Consider the following 13958-nt stretch of genomic DNA (forward strand, 5'->3'; position numbering starts at 1 on the left):
GGAGCTTGCTCCCGCTGGCTGCGCAGCAGCCCCAACGGCCAGAACACGATTAGCCTGACACACCGCGTCAGCAGTTTTGGGGGGCTGCTGCGCAGCCCAGCGGGAGCAAGCTCCCTCGCCACGGAAGCGGTGTGATAACTGAGGATTAGCGGTCCTTAGCCTCTTTCGCATCCATTTCCGCGTTACGTTCGGCTACGCGTTTGCGCTGTTCGTCTGTCAGTTCTACCTTGTGGGCGGTGTCGCGCAGCATCATCAAGCCACCCACCATCGAGCCGATGGCGACGATCAGGATTAACCAGGCATACCAGGGCATAGGGCTCTCCTTGAGAGTGCAACGGTCAGTCGAACATTCGCTAACCGTTGCACTTACCACTTATGAGCGAAGGCTGTTCGCAGTGGTTCCATACTACGCCCGTTATGCCGATTTCACCTTATAGCCCGGTCAACATCGCATCGGCCGGAGCGTCTGCGCGCAGCTGGGCGGTCAGGACGAAGTAGACGAAACCGACTGCCATGAAGCCGAGGAAAATCAGGCCGATCAGGGCGTTGAACCAGGCCATCGCTATCAGGCAGACCACGGCGAGGACCAGGGCGATGCCCGGCACGATGGGGTAGCCTGGGGCGCGGAAGGTGCGCTCGAGGTTGGGTTCGGTTTTGCGCAGTTTGAACAGGCTGAGCATGCTCATGATGTACATGACGATGGCGCCGAATACCGCCATGGTGATCATCGCCGCGGTCAGGGTCATGCCGCCGAGGTTGATCAGGCCGTCGCTGTAGATGGCGGCGATGCCGATCAGGCCGCCGGCGATGATCGCGCGGTGCGGGGTCTGGAAGCGTGACAGTTTGGCGAGGGAGGCGGGCAGGTAGCCGGCGCGGGCCAGGGCGAAGAACTGGCGCGAGTAGCCGAGGATGATGCCGTGGAAGCTCGCCACCAGGCCGAACAGGCCAATCCACACCAGCATGTGCAACCAGCCGGAGCTTTCGCCGACCACGGTTTTCATGGCTTGCGGCAGCGGGTCGTTGATGTTGGACAAGGTGCGCCAATCACCGACGCCGCCGGCAAAGAACATTACGCCCATGGCCAGGAATACCAGGGTCAGGATGCCGCTGATGTAGGCCTTGGGGATCGTGCGTTTCGGGTCCTTGGCTTCTTCGGCGGCCATGGCCGCGCCTTCGATGGCGAGGAAGAACCAGATCGCGAAGGGGATCGCCGCGAACATCCCGGCGATGGCCGGCGCGCCGAACACATCGGAACCGGCCCAGCCGTTCAGGGCGAAGCTGCTGAAACTGAACGCCGGCGCGACGACGCCCATGAACACCAGCAGTTCGGCCACCGCAAGCACGCAGACGACCAGCTCGAAGGTCGCCGCCAGTTTCACCCCGAGGATGTTCAGGCCCATGAACACGATATAGGCACCGACGGCGGCGTGTTTCGGGTCGAGCGCCGGGAATTGCACGTTCAGGTAGGCGCCGATCGCCAGTGCGATCGCTGGTGGGGCGAAGACAAATTCGATCAAGGTTGCCAGCCCGGCGATCAAGCCACCTTTCTCGCCAAAGGCCCGACGGCTGTAGGCGAACGGCCCGCCGGCATGGGGAATCGCGGTGGTCAGCTCGGTGAAGCTGAAGATGAAACAGGTGTACATGGCCGCGACCATGAACGACGTCACCAGGAAGCCCAGCGTCCCGGCGACACCCCAGCCGTAGCTCCAGCCGAAGTATTCCCCGGAAATCACCAGCCCGACGGCGATGCCCCATAAGTGCAGGGTGCCCAGGGTGGGTTTGAGTTGTGTGTTCATCGGTGGCTCCCCTCGATAAGTAGCAAAAGCGCTGGGCAGGGCCCGTGCAGTGGGCGTGCCAGTGTGGTTCGGGCGGTCGTAATGGGCGAAATCGTGTCGTATCGGGGATGTTGGCTACCGGATGGCGTGGTTTTTTGCTCCAGTTCGGAGCGTGGTTGTCGAAACTGGCCTCATCGCGAGCAGGCCTGCCCAGCCAATCGGGAGTGATTTTTTACAGTTTCTTTATCCCCCAACCCCTTCCTCGATCTCGTCCCTTTACGCCCTTCCTGCCGACAATCACCACACGCGGCAAGACGCCGTACCACGGAGAAATCCCATGAGTGTTCTGGACGGGGTGTCGCTGCTGCTGGCAGTGGCGCTGTTCATTTATCTACTGGTTGCGCTGTTGCGCGCGGACCGGAGTTAGGAGCGGCTATGCACGGTTATGACTTCGGCCTGATCCTTGGCTTTTTCGCGCTGGTGCTGATTCCGGCACCGTTCCTGGGGCGCTTTTATTATCGGGTGATGGAAGGCCAGCGCACGTGGCTTTCTCCGATCCTTGGCCCGCTGGAACGCGGTTGTTATCGCGTGTCCGGCGTCGATGCCAGCGCAGAGCAGAGTTGGCAGAAATACACCTTGGCCTTGCTCGCCTTCAACTTGGCGGGGTTCGTATTGTTGTTCGCGATCCTCTTGCTGCAAGGCCATTTGCCCCTCAATACCGAGCACCTGCCCGGCATGGAGTGGACCCAGGCCTTTAACACCGCCGTCAGTTTCATGACCAACACCAATTGGCAGTCTTACAGCGGCGAAGCGTCGCTCAGTTACTTGAGCCAGATGGTCGGCCTGACGGTGCAGAATTTCGTCAGCGCCGCCACCGGGCTGGCCGTGCTGGTGGCGCTGTGTCGCGGAATCGGGCGTAAGTCCGCCACGACTCTCGGCAACTTCTGGGTCGACATGACCCGCGCGACGCTCTACGGATTGCTGCCGTTGTGCCTGTTGCTGGCGCTGTTTTTGGTCTGGCAGGGCGTGCCGCAAACCTTCGCGCATTACGTGCACGGGGTGACGGTGCAGGGCGTGGACCAGGTGATTCCCCTCGGCCCGGCAGCCAGTCAGATCGCGATCAAGCAATTGGGCACCAATGGCGGCGGTTTCTTCGGCGTCAACTCGGCGCATCCGTTCGAGAACCCGACGGCCTGGAGCAATCTGTTCGAAGTGGCTTCGATCATCCTGATCCCGGCAGCGTTGGTGTTCACCTTCGGGCATTACGTCAAGGACCTGCGCCAGAGCCGGGCGATCATCGCCTGCATGCTCGCGTTGTTCCTTATCGGCGGTGCGACTTCGCTATGGGCCGAGTTGCAGCCTAATCCGACCCTCGACATCGCGGCCGTTGAACAAGCCGCACCGCTGGAAGGTAAGGAAGCGCGTTTCGGCACCACCGCCACGGTGCTCTGGTCGGTGACGACCACGGCGGCGTCCAACGGCTCGGTCAACGCCATGCACGACAGCCTCAACCCGTTGAGCGGCATGGTGGCGTTGATGAACATGATGGTCGGCGAAGTGATCTTCGGCGGCGTCGGCGCCGGGCTCTACGGGATGCTGCTGAACGTGCTGATCGCGGTGTTCCTCGCTGGATTGATGATCGGCCGCACACCGGAATACCTGGGCAAGAAGCTCGGTGCCCGGGAAGTGCAGTTGCTGGTGGTGACGCTGCTGGTGATGCCGGTGAGCGTGCTGGTGTTGGGTGCCATCGCTGCGAGCCTGCCGGGGCCGGCTGCCGCGGTGAGCAATCCCGGTGCCCACGGTTTCAGCCAGTTGCTCTACGCCTACACCTCGGCGGGGGCGAACAACGGTTCGGCATTCGCCGGTTTCGGCGCCAACACGCCGTTTCATAACTTGATGCTGGGCCTGGGCATGCTGATCGGCCGGTTCGGCTACATCCTGCCGGTGCTGGCGTTGGCCGGCAGCCTGGCGCTGAAGAAAACCGCACCCATCGGCCAGAACAGCTTTCCCACCCACGGCCCGCTGTTCGTGACCTTGTTGACCGTGACCATCCTGTTGGTAGGCGGCCTGACCTTTCTGCCGACCCTGGCCCTGGGCCCGATTGCCGAACACCTGAGCTTGGGTTTCTGAGGAATTGATGATGAACATGCCAATGAGCAAGACCGTCGTCGCCAAGGCGCCGGAGCAACCGAAAACCAATATGTCGGCGCTGTGGCGTCCGGCGTTGGTGCAAGCCTTCGTCAAGCTCGACCCGCGCCAATTGCACCGTGCGCCGGTGATGCTGGTGGTGGAACTGACCGCGATCCTCACCACCGTGCTCTGCTTTATTCCCGACAACGCCGTGCCGACCTTCGTCGCCGCGCAAATCGCGCTGTGGCTGTGGTTCACCGTGCTGTTTGCGAACTTCGCCGAAGCCTTGGCCGAAGGGCGCGGCAAGGCCCGTGCCGACAGCCTCAAGGCCGGCAGCGAAGGCTTGAGCGCCCGCCGTCAGGTTGCGCAGGGCTTCGAAGTGATACCCGCCACCCGCCTGCGCAAAGGTGATGTGGTGCGCGTCGCGGCAGGGGAGATGATTCCCGGCGACGGTGAAGTGATCGAAGGCATCGCGGCGGTCAATGAGGCAGCGATTACCGGGGAGTCGGCGCCGGTCATCCGCGAATCCGGCGGTGATCGCTCGGCCGTCACCGGCAATACGCGGCTGGTGTCGGACTGGCTCCTGGTGCGCATCACCAGTAACCCCGGCGAGTCCACCCTGGATCGCATGATCGCCCTGGTCGAAGGCGCCAAGCGCCAGAAAACACCCAACGAAGTGGCGCTGGATATCTTGCTGATCGGCTTGACGCTGATCTTCCTGCTGGTGGTGGTGACGCTGCAACCGTTCGCGCATTTCGCCAACGGCAGCCTGCCGCTGGTGTTTCTCGTGGCGCTGTTGGTGACGTTGATTCCGACCACCATTGGCGGCCTGCTCTCGGCCATCGGTATCGCCGGGATGGATCGGCTGGTACGCCTGAACGTCATCGCCAAGTCCGGCCGCGCGGTCGAGGCGGCGGGGGATGTACACGTGCTGATGCTGGACAAGACCGGCACCATTACGTTCGGCAACCGTCGGTGCTCGGCAGTTTATGCAGCGCCAGGGGTGAGCGCGAAGGAGTTGGCCGAAGGCGCGCTGTTCGCCTCGCTGGCCGATGACACGGCGGAGGGCAAATCCATCGTCGAGTTCTTGCGCGGCTTGCATCCGCAGCCCGAGCCTGCCGCCCAGATGCTCACCGCCGTGCCGTTCAGCGCCGAGACTCGGTTGTCCGGTGTCGATTACCAGGGCCGTGTCTATCGCAAGGGCGCGGTGGATTCACTGTTGAGTTTCATCGGTCTGCCTCGCGCTGAATTGCCGGCGGCGCTGGCGCGGGAAATCGACAAGATCGCCCAGAGCGGCGGGACTCCCTTGCTGGTTTGCGTGGACGGCAAACTGCTCGGTGCCGTCCATCTCAAGGACGTGGTCAAGCCCGGCATCCGCGAACGCTTTGCCGAGCTGCGCAAGTTGGGGATCCGCACCGTCATGGTCACCGGCGACAACCCGCTGACCGCCGCCGCCATCGCCGCCGAGGCGGGTGTCGACGACGTGCTGGCCGAGGCCACGCCGGAGAAAAAACTGGCGCGCATTCGCCATGAGCAGAACGATGGCCGGCTGGTCGCCATGTGCGGCGACGGCGCCAACGACGCCCCGGCCCTGGCCCAGGCCGATGTCGGCATGGCAATGAACGACGGCACCCAGGCGGCGCGCGAAGCGGCCAACATGGTCGACCTCGACAGCGACCCGACCAAACTGCTGGACGTGGTGCAGATCGGCAAGGAATTGCTGGTGACACGCGGGGCGCTGACGACGTTTTCGATTGCCAACGACATCGCCAAGTATTTCGCGATCCTGCCGGCGCTGTTTGCCTCGATTTATCCACAGCTCGGCGTGCTCAACGTCATGCACCTGGCCAGCCCGCAGAGCGCAATCCTCTCGGCCATCGTTTTCAACGCCTTGATCATCGTTGTGCTGATCCCCCTGGCCCTGCGCGGCGTGCGCGTGCAGGCGGCAAGCGCGGCGGCGTTGCTGCGACGCAATCTGTTGATCTATGGCCTGGGCGGCATCGCCGTGCCGTTCGTGGGGATCAAGGCAATTGACCTGCTGCTGACGGGATTGGGGTTGGTTTGAGCGAAGGATCGCTGGCCCTTGTGGCGAGGGAGCTTGCTCCCGCTGGGCTGCAAAGCAGCCCCAAAAGAAGCTGAATGCAATGCACCTGACACACCGCGGCCGCAAGTTTGGGTCTGCTACGCAGCCCAGCGGGAGCAAGCTCCCCCGCCACGGTGTGTACACCCTGAGGATCTGGAAATATGTACATTTTCGTTCGCCCGGCCTTGAGCCTGTTACTGCTGATGACCCTTATCACCGGCGTCGCCTACCCCTTGCTGGTCACCGGCGTGGCGCAACTCGCCTTCCCGGACCAAGCCAACGGCAGCCTGGTCCATGACGCTGACGGCAAGGTTCGCGGCTCTCGGTTGATCGCCCAGGATTTTGCCGGCGATGGCTGGTTTCATCCGCGTCCCTCGGCGGGCGCCTTCGCCACGGTGGCCAGCGGCGCGAGCAACTTTTCGCCGAGCAATCCGGCGTTGGCCGCGCGGGTGAGCGCTGACGCCCAAGCGCTGCAAGTGCCCGGCCAGGGACCGGTGCCGCTGGCGCTGCTCACCACCTCCGGCAGCGGGCTGGATCCGCACTTGCCTCCGGCCGCGATTGCCTATCAACTGGCGCGTGTCGCGGCGGCCAGGAACCTGCCGGTTTCGACGTTGCAGCAGTTGCTCGATAGCCACATCGAGCGGCCACTGGTCGGGCCGCCCGTGGTGAATGTGCTGGCGCTGAACCTGGCGTTGGAAAAACGCTGACCCGATATCAGGGTGTTTTGATCAAATCTGGAAGAGACCCGCAGCATGAGCGACTCCGGCCGTGCCGATGCACTGTTAGCCAACCTGCCGCGCCACGACCGTGGTCGCCTCAAGGTTTTCCTCGGCGCCGCCCCGGGCGTCGGCAAGACCTACGCCATGCTGCAAGCGGCCCACGCCCGGTTGCGTCAGGGCACGGAAGTGGTTGCCGGCGTCGTCGAGACCCACGGGCGCGCCGAGACTGAAGCCCTGTTGAATGGCCTGGCACAGCAGCCGCTGGTGCGTTCGGAATATCGCGGGGTGATGCTCGAGGAAATGGACCTCGACGGTCTGCTCGCGGCCCACCCGAGCCTGGTCCTGGTGGATGAACTGGCCCACAGCAACGCACCGGGCAGCCGCCATGCCAAGCGTTGGCAGGACATCCAGGAGCTGCTCGCCGCCGGCATCGATGTCTACACCACAGTCAACGTCCAGCACTTGGAAAGCCTCAACGATCAGGTGCGCGGCATCACCGGCGTGCAGGTGCGCGAAACGCTGCCGGACTGGGTCTTGCAGGAGGCCGATGAGTTGTTGCTGATCGACCTGCCGCCGCGCGAGCTGCTCGAGCGTCTGCGCGAGGGCAAGGTCTACGTGCCGGAGCAGGCCCGCGCCGCGATCGATGCGTTTTTCACCCAGACCAACCTCACCGCGTTGCGCGAACTGGCCATGCAGACCGCCGCCGCGCAAGTGGACAACGACCTGGCCCAGGGCTATCGGCAATTGGGCCAGTCGGCCCCGGCGGTGCGGGGCCGATTGTTGGTGGGCGTGGACGGCGACCTTCAGGCCGAACGGCTGGTGCGCCACGCCAGCCGCGTCGCCCAGCGTCGGCATTTGCCCTGGAGCGTGGTGCACGTGGACAACGGCGATGCCCAAGACGAATCATCCCGCCAGCGTCTGCAAAGCGCCCAGCAACTGGCCGAACGCCTCGGCGGCGAGGTGGTGTCGCTGCGTGCCGGGGAGGTCGCCAAGACCCTGATCCAACACGCTGCACAACGTCGTGCGACGTTGGTGTTGGTCGGTCAGTCCCGGCGGCGTTTGCGCAGGCGACTGTTTGGCGGCGGCCTGGCCTCGCGATTGTTGCGCGATGCCCGTGGCTTGGAAATCAACGTGCTGGACAGCGAAGAAACGCCGGAGCCCGCTCGCCTGCGCCCGAGCACCGCCCAGCGTCGATTCGACTACGCGCTGGCGCTGGTGGCAACGGCGACTGCCAGCGCGCTGGCCTGGGGAATCTCCGGGTTGCTGGCGCTGCCCAACATCTCCCTGGTGTTTCTGATGGCGGTGTTGCTGGTGGCGGTACGCAGCAGCCTCGGCCCGGCGTTGGCCTGTGCGGCGCTGTCGTTCCTGGCCTATGACTTCCTGTTCATCCCGCCGAATTTTTCCCTGACGATCCAACGCGAAGAAGACGTGCTGACGCTGGTGTTCTTCCTCCTGATGGCCGCCCTGACCGGTAACCTCGCGGCTCGTCAGCGTCGTCAATTGCAGGCCCTGCGCGACACCCAGCAGGAAACCGGCGAGTTGCTCGACCTGTCGCGCAAACTGACCGCCGCCACTGATCGCCAAGCCGTGATCAGCGCCGCCGTGTTGCACCTCAACAGCGATGACGATTTGCAACTGTGCCTGCTCAACCGCGACGGCCAGCACGGATGGAACGTCGAGACCGCCGAACCGTTGACGTTCACCGAGGCCGAGCGCGCCGCCGCCGACTGGTCCTGGCAGCACGATCAACCGGCCGGCGCCGGCACCGCCACGTTGCCGTCCGGACGTTGGTGGTGGTGGCCGTTGTCGACCGAGGGCGGCCCGCTGGGCCTGTTGGGTATTTGCCCCAAGGACGGCAAGCCGTTGAGTGGTCAACGTCGACGTTTGCTGGCGGCCCTCAGCCAGCCGCTCGCCCAGGCCCTGGCGCGGGCGCAATTGGCGCAAGACCTGGAAGCGGCGCGCCTGCATGGCGAAACCGAACAGCTGCGCAGCGCCTTGCTGGCCTCCGTCTCCCATGACCTGCGCACTCCGCTGACGTCCATGCGTGGCAGCATCGACAGCCTGTTGGCGCTGGGCGAAGCGATTCCGCTGGAGGATCGTCGCGAGCTGCTCGAAGGCACCCGCGACGAGGCCGAGCGCCTGGATCGTTATATCCAGAACCTGCTCGACATGACCCGCCTCGGCCATGGCGCACTGAAACTTGCCCGCGATTGGGTTTCACCGGCCGACATCGTCGCCAGTGCCTTGCACCGGCTTCGGGCGGTGTTGGCGCCGCTGGCGGTCGGCATCGAAGTGCCGTCCGATTTGCCGTTGCTGCATGTCCACGCAGCGCTGATCGAACAGGCCCTGGTCAATGTGCTGGAAAATGCCGCGCGGTTTTCCCCCGCTCACGGACGGCTGTTGCTCACCGCTGGGGCGAAGGAGGATGAGGTTTTTTTTGCCGTGGCCGATGAAGGTCCAGGAATTCCCGAGCCAGAGCGCGAGAAAATCTTCGACATGTTCTACACCGCTGCACGCGGTGATCGAGGCGGGCAGGGCACGGGGCTGGGCTTGGCGATTTGCCAGGGCATGGTCGGTGCCCATGGCGGGCGGATCAGCGTGGCTGACGGCCTCGACGGTCGCGGCACCTGCATCAATTTGCACCTGCCCTTGCAGGCACAACCGGGCATGGACGATGAAGCCTGAACGGCGCTGCGTTATGCTCTCGCCACTTGACTGTGATGAACGGACCCCATGAGCCAGAGCGCGACCCTTTTGGTCATCGATGACGAACCGCAGATCCGCAAATTCCTGCGCATCAGCCTGGCCTCACAAGGCTACAAGGTGCTCGAAGCCGACACCGGCGCCGCGGGCCTGGCCCAGGCGGCGCTGAACAAGCCCGACCTGTTGGTGCTCGATCTGGGCCTGCCGGACATGGACGGCCAGCAAGTGCTGCGCGAGTTTCGTCAATGGTCGACGGCGCCCGTCCTGGTGCTCTCGGTGCGCGCCAGCGAGGCGCAGAAAGTCGAGGCGCTGGACAACGGCGCGAATGACTACGTGACCAAGCCGTTCGGCATCCAGGAATTTCTGGCCCGCGTGCGTGCGCTGCTGCGCCAGGCACCGGCAGGCGAGGCCCAGGAAGCGGTGCTGACGTTCGGCGCGCTGACCGTTGACCTAGCCTATCGCCGGGTGTTGCTGGACGGCACCGAAGTGGCCCTGACCCGCAAGGAATACGCGGTGCTGGCGCAACTGGCCCGGCATCCGGGACGGGTCATTACCCAGCAGCAACTGCTCAAGGATATCTGGGGACCGACCCACGTCGAAGACAGCCATTACCTGCGCATCGTTGTCGGTCACCTGCGCCAGAAACTGGCCGATGATCCGACTCGACCACGGTTCATCGTGACCGAGCCGGGGGTGGGGTATCGGTTGTTGGAAGAGGCGGGTGTTTAACCCAAGCGCTCAAGTCAGCCACGGGAAGTCTGCTCAATTCTAATTCTGCTCGCGCTCATACCGATCCAAGGTATCGCTGGCAATCTCCCGCCCCAACGCGATCAGCTCCGGCGCCTTGTAGAACTCGAAGAACCGACACACCCGTTTTGGCACGTTGATCAACACATCCGGCGGGTAACCGGCAATCTTGTATTGCGCCAGCGAAGTCTGCATCACCTCGAAGCTCTGGTTGATCAAGTCCAGCAACGAGGCCGGCCCGACGTTATCGATGATGAACGAGCCGGTGGCGGATCTTGGCGCACCTTCGGTTTGCGGCGCGGCGGCCGGTTGCTGGCCCTCGGGCTCGGCGGATTCGATCCACGGGTTGATGTCGGCGGCCTCGGCCTTGAGCGCTTCCTGCTCCAACAGCAACAATTGCTCGGCTTGTTTGCGGCGAAACGGCAGCCGCGAACCCAGGGAATTGACCAGGGTGTCGAAGCGCCGCCGGAACGCTGCGGGGCGCTGGATCACCGGCAGTTTGTATTGGTTCTGGTTGGTGGCATTGAGGTTGACCGCAATGATCAGGTCGCAATGGCTCGACACCACCGGCACGATCGGCAGCGGATTGAGCAGGCCGCCATCCACCAGCATGCGATTGCCTTGCATGACGGGGGTAAACAGGCTGGGAATCGCCGCCGAGGCACGCATCGCCTGGTGCAGGCAGCCTTCCTGGAACCAGATCTCCTGCTGGTTGGTGAGGTCGGTGGCGACCGCCGTGTAGGGAATGCGCAGGTCTTCGATATTGAGCTCGCCGACAATCTTGCGGATCTGCCCGAAGACTTTTTCACCGCGAATTGCCCCAAGGCGGAAACTGACGTCCACCAGCCGGAGCACGTCCAGGTAATCGAGGCTCTCGATCCAGTCGCGGTAATCCTTGAGCTTGCCCGCGGCATAGATCCCGCCCACGACGGCGCCCATGGAGCAACCGGCGATGCAGGCAATGTCGTAGCCGCGTCGCTCGATTTCCTCGATCACTCCGATATGGGCATAGCCCCGGGCGCCGCCCGAGCCCAATACCAATGCGACACGTTTTGTCATGAGCTGGCCTCTTGTCGAACAGAGACCAACAATGCACGCATCGAGGGCAAGGCTCAATCGTTGTGGCGTAGACGTCGTTTTTTGACACGCCGCGACGGCATATGCGTATGCTCCGTCCACACTTGAATATAGCGGTCGAACCGAGGCACTTTTTGCCGGCGAAACCGTCTTACCTGCACGACTGTTTGACCTGACTTGAGGTGTTATCGATGAAAGCCCGGATCTGCCTGCCCTTGGTGGCATCCCTGATGGTTCTGGCCTTGGCCGGTTGTGCCGGCAAGACCGCTTACCGCGACAGTTGCGGCAGCCAGCTCGACAGCGCCTGGCGGGAATTGGACCTGGCCAAGGCCGAAGGTTTTGCCGGTACCGTCAGCTATTCCAAGGCCCTGTCGTTGCTGACCGGCGCCAAGACCCAGCAGCAATTCGAAGCATTCGAAGGCTGCAGCAAGAAAGCCGAGAAGGCGCGCTTCTACATCCGCGAATCCCGTGCGGGAAGGTGATAAAGGCAGCTGCAAGCTTTAAGCTTCAAGCTGCAAGAGGACGACCCAGGCCACTTCTCACTTGCAGCTTGAAGCTTGCAACTCGAAGCTGCGCACGGAGTAAGCATCCATGATTGATCGGCTGGTGGCCCGGATAGTGGGCCTGGAAGTTCGCTTGTTGGTCTGTCAGGCCCGCTTGAATGCCCAAACCGACAGCGAAGCATTGCACGACCTGCGGACCACGGTCCGTCGTTTGCGCAGCCTGCTTCGCCCGTTGCGCGGTTTGCCCGGTGTTGAACAGCTGGAAACAGCCGCGTCGGCGGTCGGCACCTTGACCACGCCGTTGCGCGATCGCGAAGTACTGGCGGCCTACCTTGAGCAGCACGGCAAGGTCGAGGCCGCGCAGCGGCGCCAGGTGCAGATGGCCGAAGCCTATCCCGCCGTAGCCAGCAGCCAGGAATTGGCGCACCTGTTGATGATCCTCGACGCGTTCCCGCGCTTCATCCGCGCCGCCCAGCGCCAGGGCTTGCTCGCGGGCTTGCGCAAACGCATCGAGAAACGCCTCGACAAGCAGTGGAAGAAACTCGGCGAGGCCTTGCGCGACCCCGCCCATGACCGCCACCGACTGCGCTTGCTGATCAAGCGCGTGCGCTACGCCATCGAAGCCTATCCCGAACTCGATCGTTTGCCGAAAGCGGCCATGCCCCGACTCAAATCCGCCCAAGGCGCGCTGGGCGACTGGCACGATTGCTGGCAATGGTTGGCGCGGGCCGAGCAGGAACACGACCTGCAATCCTGCGTGCCAGTCTGGCGGATCACCATGGAAAAGGCCGAGGCCAAGTCTGATCGGGTGCTCGACAAACTCATCGCCAGTTGCTTCGATAAATCCTGAACCCTGGAAAAAACAGCCCTGCGCGAGCTCGTTCGCGCAAGGACTGATGGTGGGATTCGGGGTTTACGGCTTTTCTGTCAGTCTCTTTGGCCGGAATGATCGCTGTACTGCCCGCTCGGGATAGTTAAGATCCTTCATCGTTTTCCCTGTCTGCGAGGTTGCCATGCGCTTTTCCGATTTGATCGACACCGTGCGCCATCAGCCAGATGCCGTGACGATCCCGCCTGAATGGGGCCAGGGACGTGCCAGTTTTGGCGGCCTGGTGGCGGCGCTGCAATACGAGGCGATGCGTGCGCGCGTTCCGGCGGATCGCCCGGTTCGTTCGCTGGCGATTACCTTTGTCGGCCCGGTCGCGCCCGACGTGCCGGTGAGTTTCCAGGTCGACGTATTGCGTGAAGGCAAGGCCGTCAGCCAGGTGTTGGGGCGCGCTGTGCAGGACGGGCAGGTGGTGACAATCATCCAGGGCAGTTTTGGCGCGTCGCGATCCTCGGTCGTGGCGGTGCAGGCTGATCCCGCGCCGCAATTCAAGGCTGTCGAACAGTGCCAGGAGCTGCCCTATATCAAAGGCGCCACGCCGGAGTTCATGCGGCACCTGGCGATGCGCTGGAGTGTCGGCGGATTACCCTTCACCGGCAATAAATCCCGCAGCATGGGCGGCTGGGTGCGTTTGCGCGGTGATGTGAAAGAAGAGCCGCTGGACGAGGGCCACATCCTGGCACTGGTGGACGCCTGGCCGCCGGCCTTGTTGCCGCACCTCACGCAAATGGCACCCGGTAGCACGCTCACCTGGACCATCGAGTTCGTCCAGCCGCTGCTGGAGCTGACTACGCTGGATTGGTGCCAGTACCTGGCCGAGATCGAACACGCCCAGGACGGCTATGGCCATGTCGCGGCGAAATTCTGGAGTGCCGACGGTCGGCTGATTGCCATGAGCCGGCAGACAGTAACGATTTTCGGCTGAGGCGTTCCGGCGATTCAGTGACGGTGGCGTTCCCGCCAGGCGCGCCACCAGCCACCGCTGAGGAAAAATCGAGGAAAGGTCAGGAATTGTTCCACCAACAGGCGCGACATTGCGTCCTTGCGGTCGCTGAACGGCTCGGATGCTTGTTTTTCCAGGCTATGACCGTGGCGCTGCAACCCCAGTGCGGCGAGCAGCCCGATCACGCCGATGGCCACATCGCCCAGGCTCAGGCTGAAGACGCCCGATACGATCAGTAGAAAAGCGATGATGAACAGCGGCACTGCTATCAGGTGCAGGACCAGGTTGGTCGGGTGGCGATGATTGTCGGGGTAGGCGCGCCATTGCCAGGCCGGAAGGTTGGGGTGACGTTTGCCCATGATGCTGTTCCTTGAGTCTGTGGAGTCCGAATA

At 63.4% G+C, this 13958-nt stretch carries 13 protein-coding genes; 9 read left to right on the plus strand and 4 right to left on the minus strand.

The features are described 5' to 3' along the window. Positions 1–145: 145 nt before the first annotated feature. Positions 146–313 carry a DUF2897 family protein gene (locus HU806_RS06050; protein WP_186610512.1) on the minus strand — a complete coding sequence of 56 codons (168 nt, stop codon included), beginning with the start codon at positions 311–313 and terminating at the stop codon, positions 146–148. A gap of 118 nt (positions 314–431) precedes the next feature. Next, positions 432–1796: an ethanolamine permease gene (eat, locus tag HU806_RS06055; protein ID WP_186610513.1), complete on the minus strand. Its 1365-nt coding sequence runs from the start codon at positions 1794–1796 to the stop codon at positions 432–434. Between the two features lie 316 nt (positions 1797–2112). On the opposite strand from eat, the gene kdpF reads away from it, so the two are divergent. The 6 genes from kdpF (at position 2113) to HU806_RS06085 (ending at position 10139) form a co-directional block, all read left to right on the plus strand. Continuing rightward, on the plus strand, positions 2113–2202 hold the full coding sequence (gene kdpF, locus HU806_RS06060) for a K(+)-transporting ATPase subunit F (RefSeq protein ID WP_053155116.1): 90 nt from the start codon (positions 2113–2115) through the stop codon (positions 2200–2202). Positions 2203–2210: 8 nt separating this feature from the next. Next, entirely contained in the window at positions 2211–3905 is a 1695-nt protein-coding gene (kdpA, locus tag HU806_RS06065; protein WP_186610514.1) for a potassium-transporting ATPase subunit KdpA, read from the plus strand. A 10-nt stretch (positions 3906–3915) separates the two neighbouring features. Then, entirely contained in the window at positions 3916–5970 is a 2055-nt protein-coding gene (gene kdpB / locus HU806_RS06070; RefSeq protein ID WP_186610515.1) for a potassium-transporting ATPase subunit KdpB, read from the plus strand. A gap of 179 nt (positions 5971–6149) precedes the next feature. Further along, entirely contained in the window at positions 6150–6695 is a 546-nt protein-coding gene (gene kdpC, locus HU806_RS06075) for a potassium-transporting ATPase subunit KdpC (protein WP_186610516.1), read from the plus strand. Positions 6696–6740: 45 nt separating this feature from the next. Then, entirely contained in the window at positions 6741–9392 is a 2652-nt protein-coding gene (locus tag HU806_RS06080) for a DUF4118 domain-containing protein (protein ID WP_186610517.1), read from the plus strand. Positions 9393–9440: 48 nt separating this feature from the next. Continuing rightward, positions 9441–10139: a response regulator gene (locus HU806_RS06085; protein ID WP_186610518.1), complete on the plus strand. Its 699-nt coding sequence runs from the start codon at positions 9441–9443 to the stop codon at positions 10137–10139. A 39-nt stretch (positions 10140–10178) separates the two neighbouring features. Here the strand turns inward: HU806_RS06085 and HU806_RS06090 are convergent, their stop codons facing one another. After that, a complete protein-coding gene (locus HU806_RS06090; protein ID WP_186610519.1) occupies positions 10179–11216 on the minus strand; it encodes a patatin-like phospholipase family protein in 1038 nt (345 codons plus the stop codon). A gap of 209 nt (positions 11217–11425) precedes the next feature. On the opposite strand from HU806_RS06090, the gene HU806_RS06095 reads away from it, so the two are divergent. From HU806_RS06095 to HU806_RS06105, 3 genes are all read left to right on the plus strand, one after another. After that, the gene (locus HU806_RS06095; RefSeq protein ID WP_135844396.1) at positions 11426–11716 is read left to right on the plus strand and encodes a hypothetical protein; all 291 of its coding nucleotides are present in this window, start codon (positions 11426–11428) and stop codon (positions 11714–11716) included. A 109-nt stretch (positions 11717–11825) separates the two neighbouring features. After that, positions 11826–12587, plus strand: a complete 762-nt coding sequence (locus tag HU806_RS06100) for a CHAD domain-containing protein (RefSeq protein ID WP_186610520.1) — start codon at positions 11826–11828, stop codon at positions 12585–12587. Between the two features lie 163 nt (positions 12588–12750). Continuing rightward, positions 12751–13548: an acyl-CoA thioesterase gene (locus HU806_RS06105; RefSeq protein ID WP_186610521.1), complete on the plus strand. Its 798-nt coding sequence runs from the start codon at positions 12751–12753 to the stop codon at positions 13546–13548. A gap of 14 nt (positions 13549–13562) precedes the next feature. Here the strand turns inward: HU806_RS06105 and HU806_RS06110 are convergent, their stop codons facing one another. Continuing rightward, positions 13563–13925 carry an Mpo1-like protein gene (locus HU806_RS06110; protein WP_186610522.1) on the minus strand — a complete coding sequence of 121 codons (363 nt, stop codon included), beginning with the start codon at positions 13923–13925 and terminating at the stop codon, positions 13563–13565. Positions 13926–13958 lie beyond the last annotated feature (33 nt).

Source organism: Pseudomonas sp. SWRI154 (assembly GCF_014268645.1).
GTDB lineage: Bacteria > Pseudomonadota > Gammaproteobacteria > Pseudomonadales > Pseudomonadaceae > Aquipseudomonas > Aquipseudomonas marvdashtae.

Bases quoted from the DNA above. Each gene is read 5' to 3' on its own strand.
- HU806_RS06085 (WP_186610518.1), top strand. From the start codon at position 9,441: ATGAGCCAGAGCGCGACCCTTTTGGTCATCGATGACGAACCGCAGATC.
- kdpB (WP_186610515.1), top strand. From the start codon at position 3,916: ATGAACATGCCAATGAGCAAGACCGTCGTCGCCAAGGCGCCGGAGCAA.
- kdpA (WP_186610514.1), top strand. From the start codon at position 2,211: ATGCACGGTTATGACTTCGGCCTGATCCTTGGCTTTTTCGCGCTGGTG.
- HU806_RS06095 (WP_135844396.1), top strand. From the start codon at position 11,426: ATGAAAGCCCGGATCTGCCTGCCCTTGGTGGCATCCCTGATGGTTCTG.
- HU806_RS06110 (WP_186610522.1), bottom strand. From the start codon at position 13,925: ATGGGCAAACGTCACCCCAACCTTCCGGCCTGGCAATGGCGCGCCTAC.
- kdpF (WP_053155116.1), top strand. From the start codon at position 2,113: ATGAGTGTTCTGGACGGGGTGTCGCTGCTGCTGGCAGTGGCGCTGTTC.
- HU806_RS06090 (WP_186610519.1), bottom strand. From the start codon at position 11,216: ATGACAAAACGTGTCGCATTGGTATTGGGCTCGGGCGGCGCCCGGGGC.
- HU806_RS06050 (WP_186610512.1), bottom strand. From the start codon at position 313: ATGCCCTGGTATGCCTGGTTAATCCTGATCGTCGCCATCGGCTCGATG.
- kdpC (WP_186610516.1), top strand. From the start codon at position 6,150: ATGTACATTTTCGTTCGCCCGGCCTTGAGCCTGTTACTGCTGATGACC.
- HU806_RS06080 (WP_186610517.1), top strand. From the start codon at position 6,741: ATGAGCGACTCCGGCCGTGCCGATGCACTGTTAGCCAACCTGCCGCGC.
- HU806_RS06105 (WP_186610521.1), top strand. From the start codon at position 12,751: ATGCGCTTTTCCGATTTGATCGACACCGTGCGCCATCAGCCAGATGCC.
- HU806_RS06100 (WP_186610520.1), top strand. From the start codon at position 11,826: ATGATTGATCGGCTGGTGGCCCGGATAGTGGGCCTGGAAGTTCGCTTG.
- eat (WP_186610513.1), bottom strand. From the start codon at position 1,796: ATGAACACACAACTCAAACCCACCCTGGGCACCCTGCACTTATGGGGC.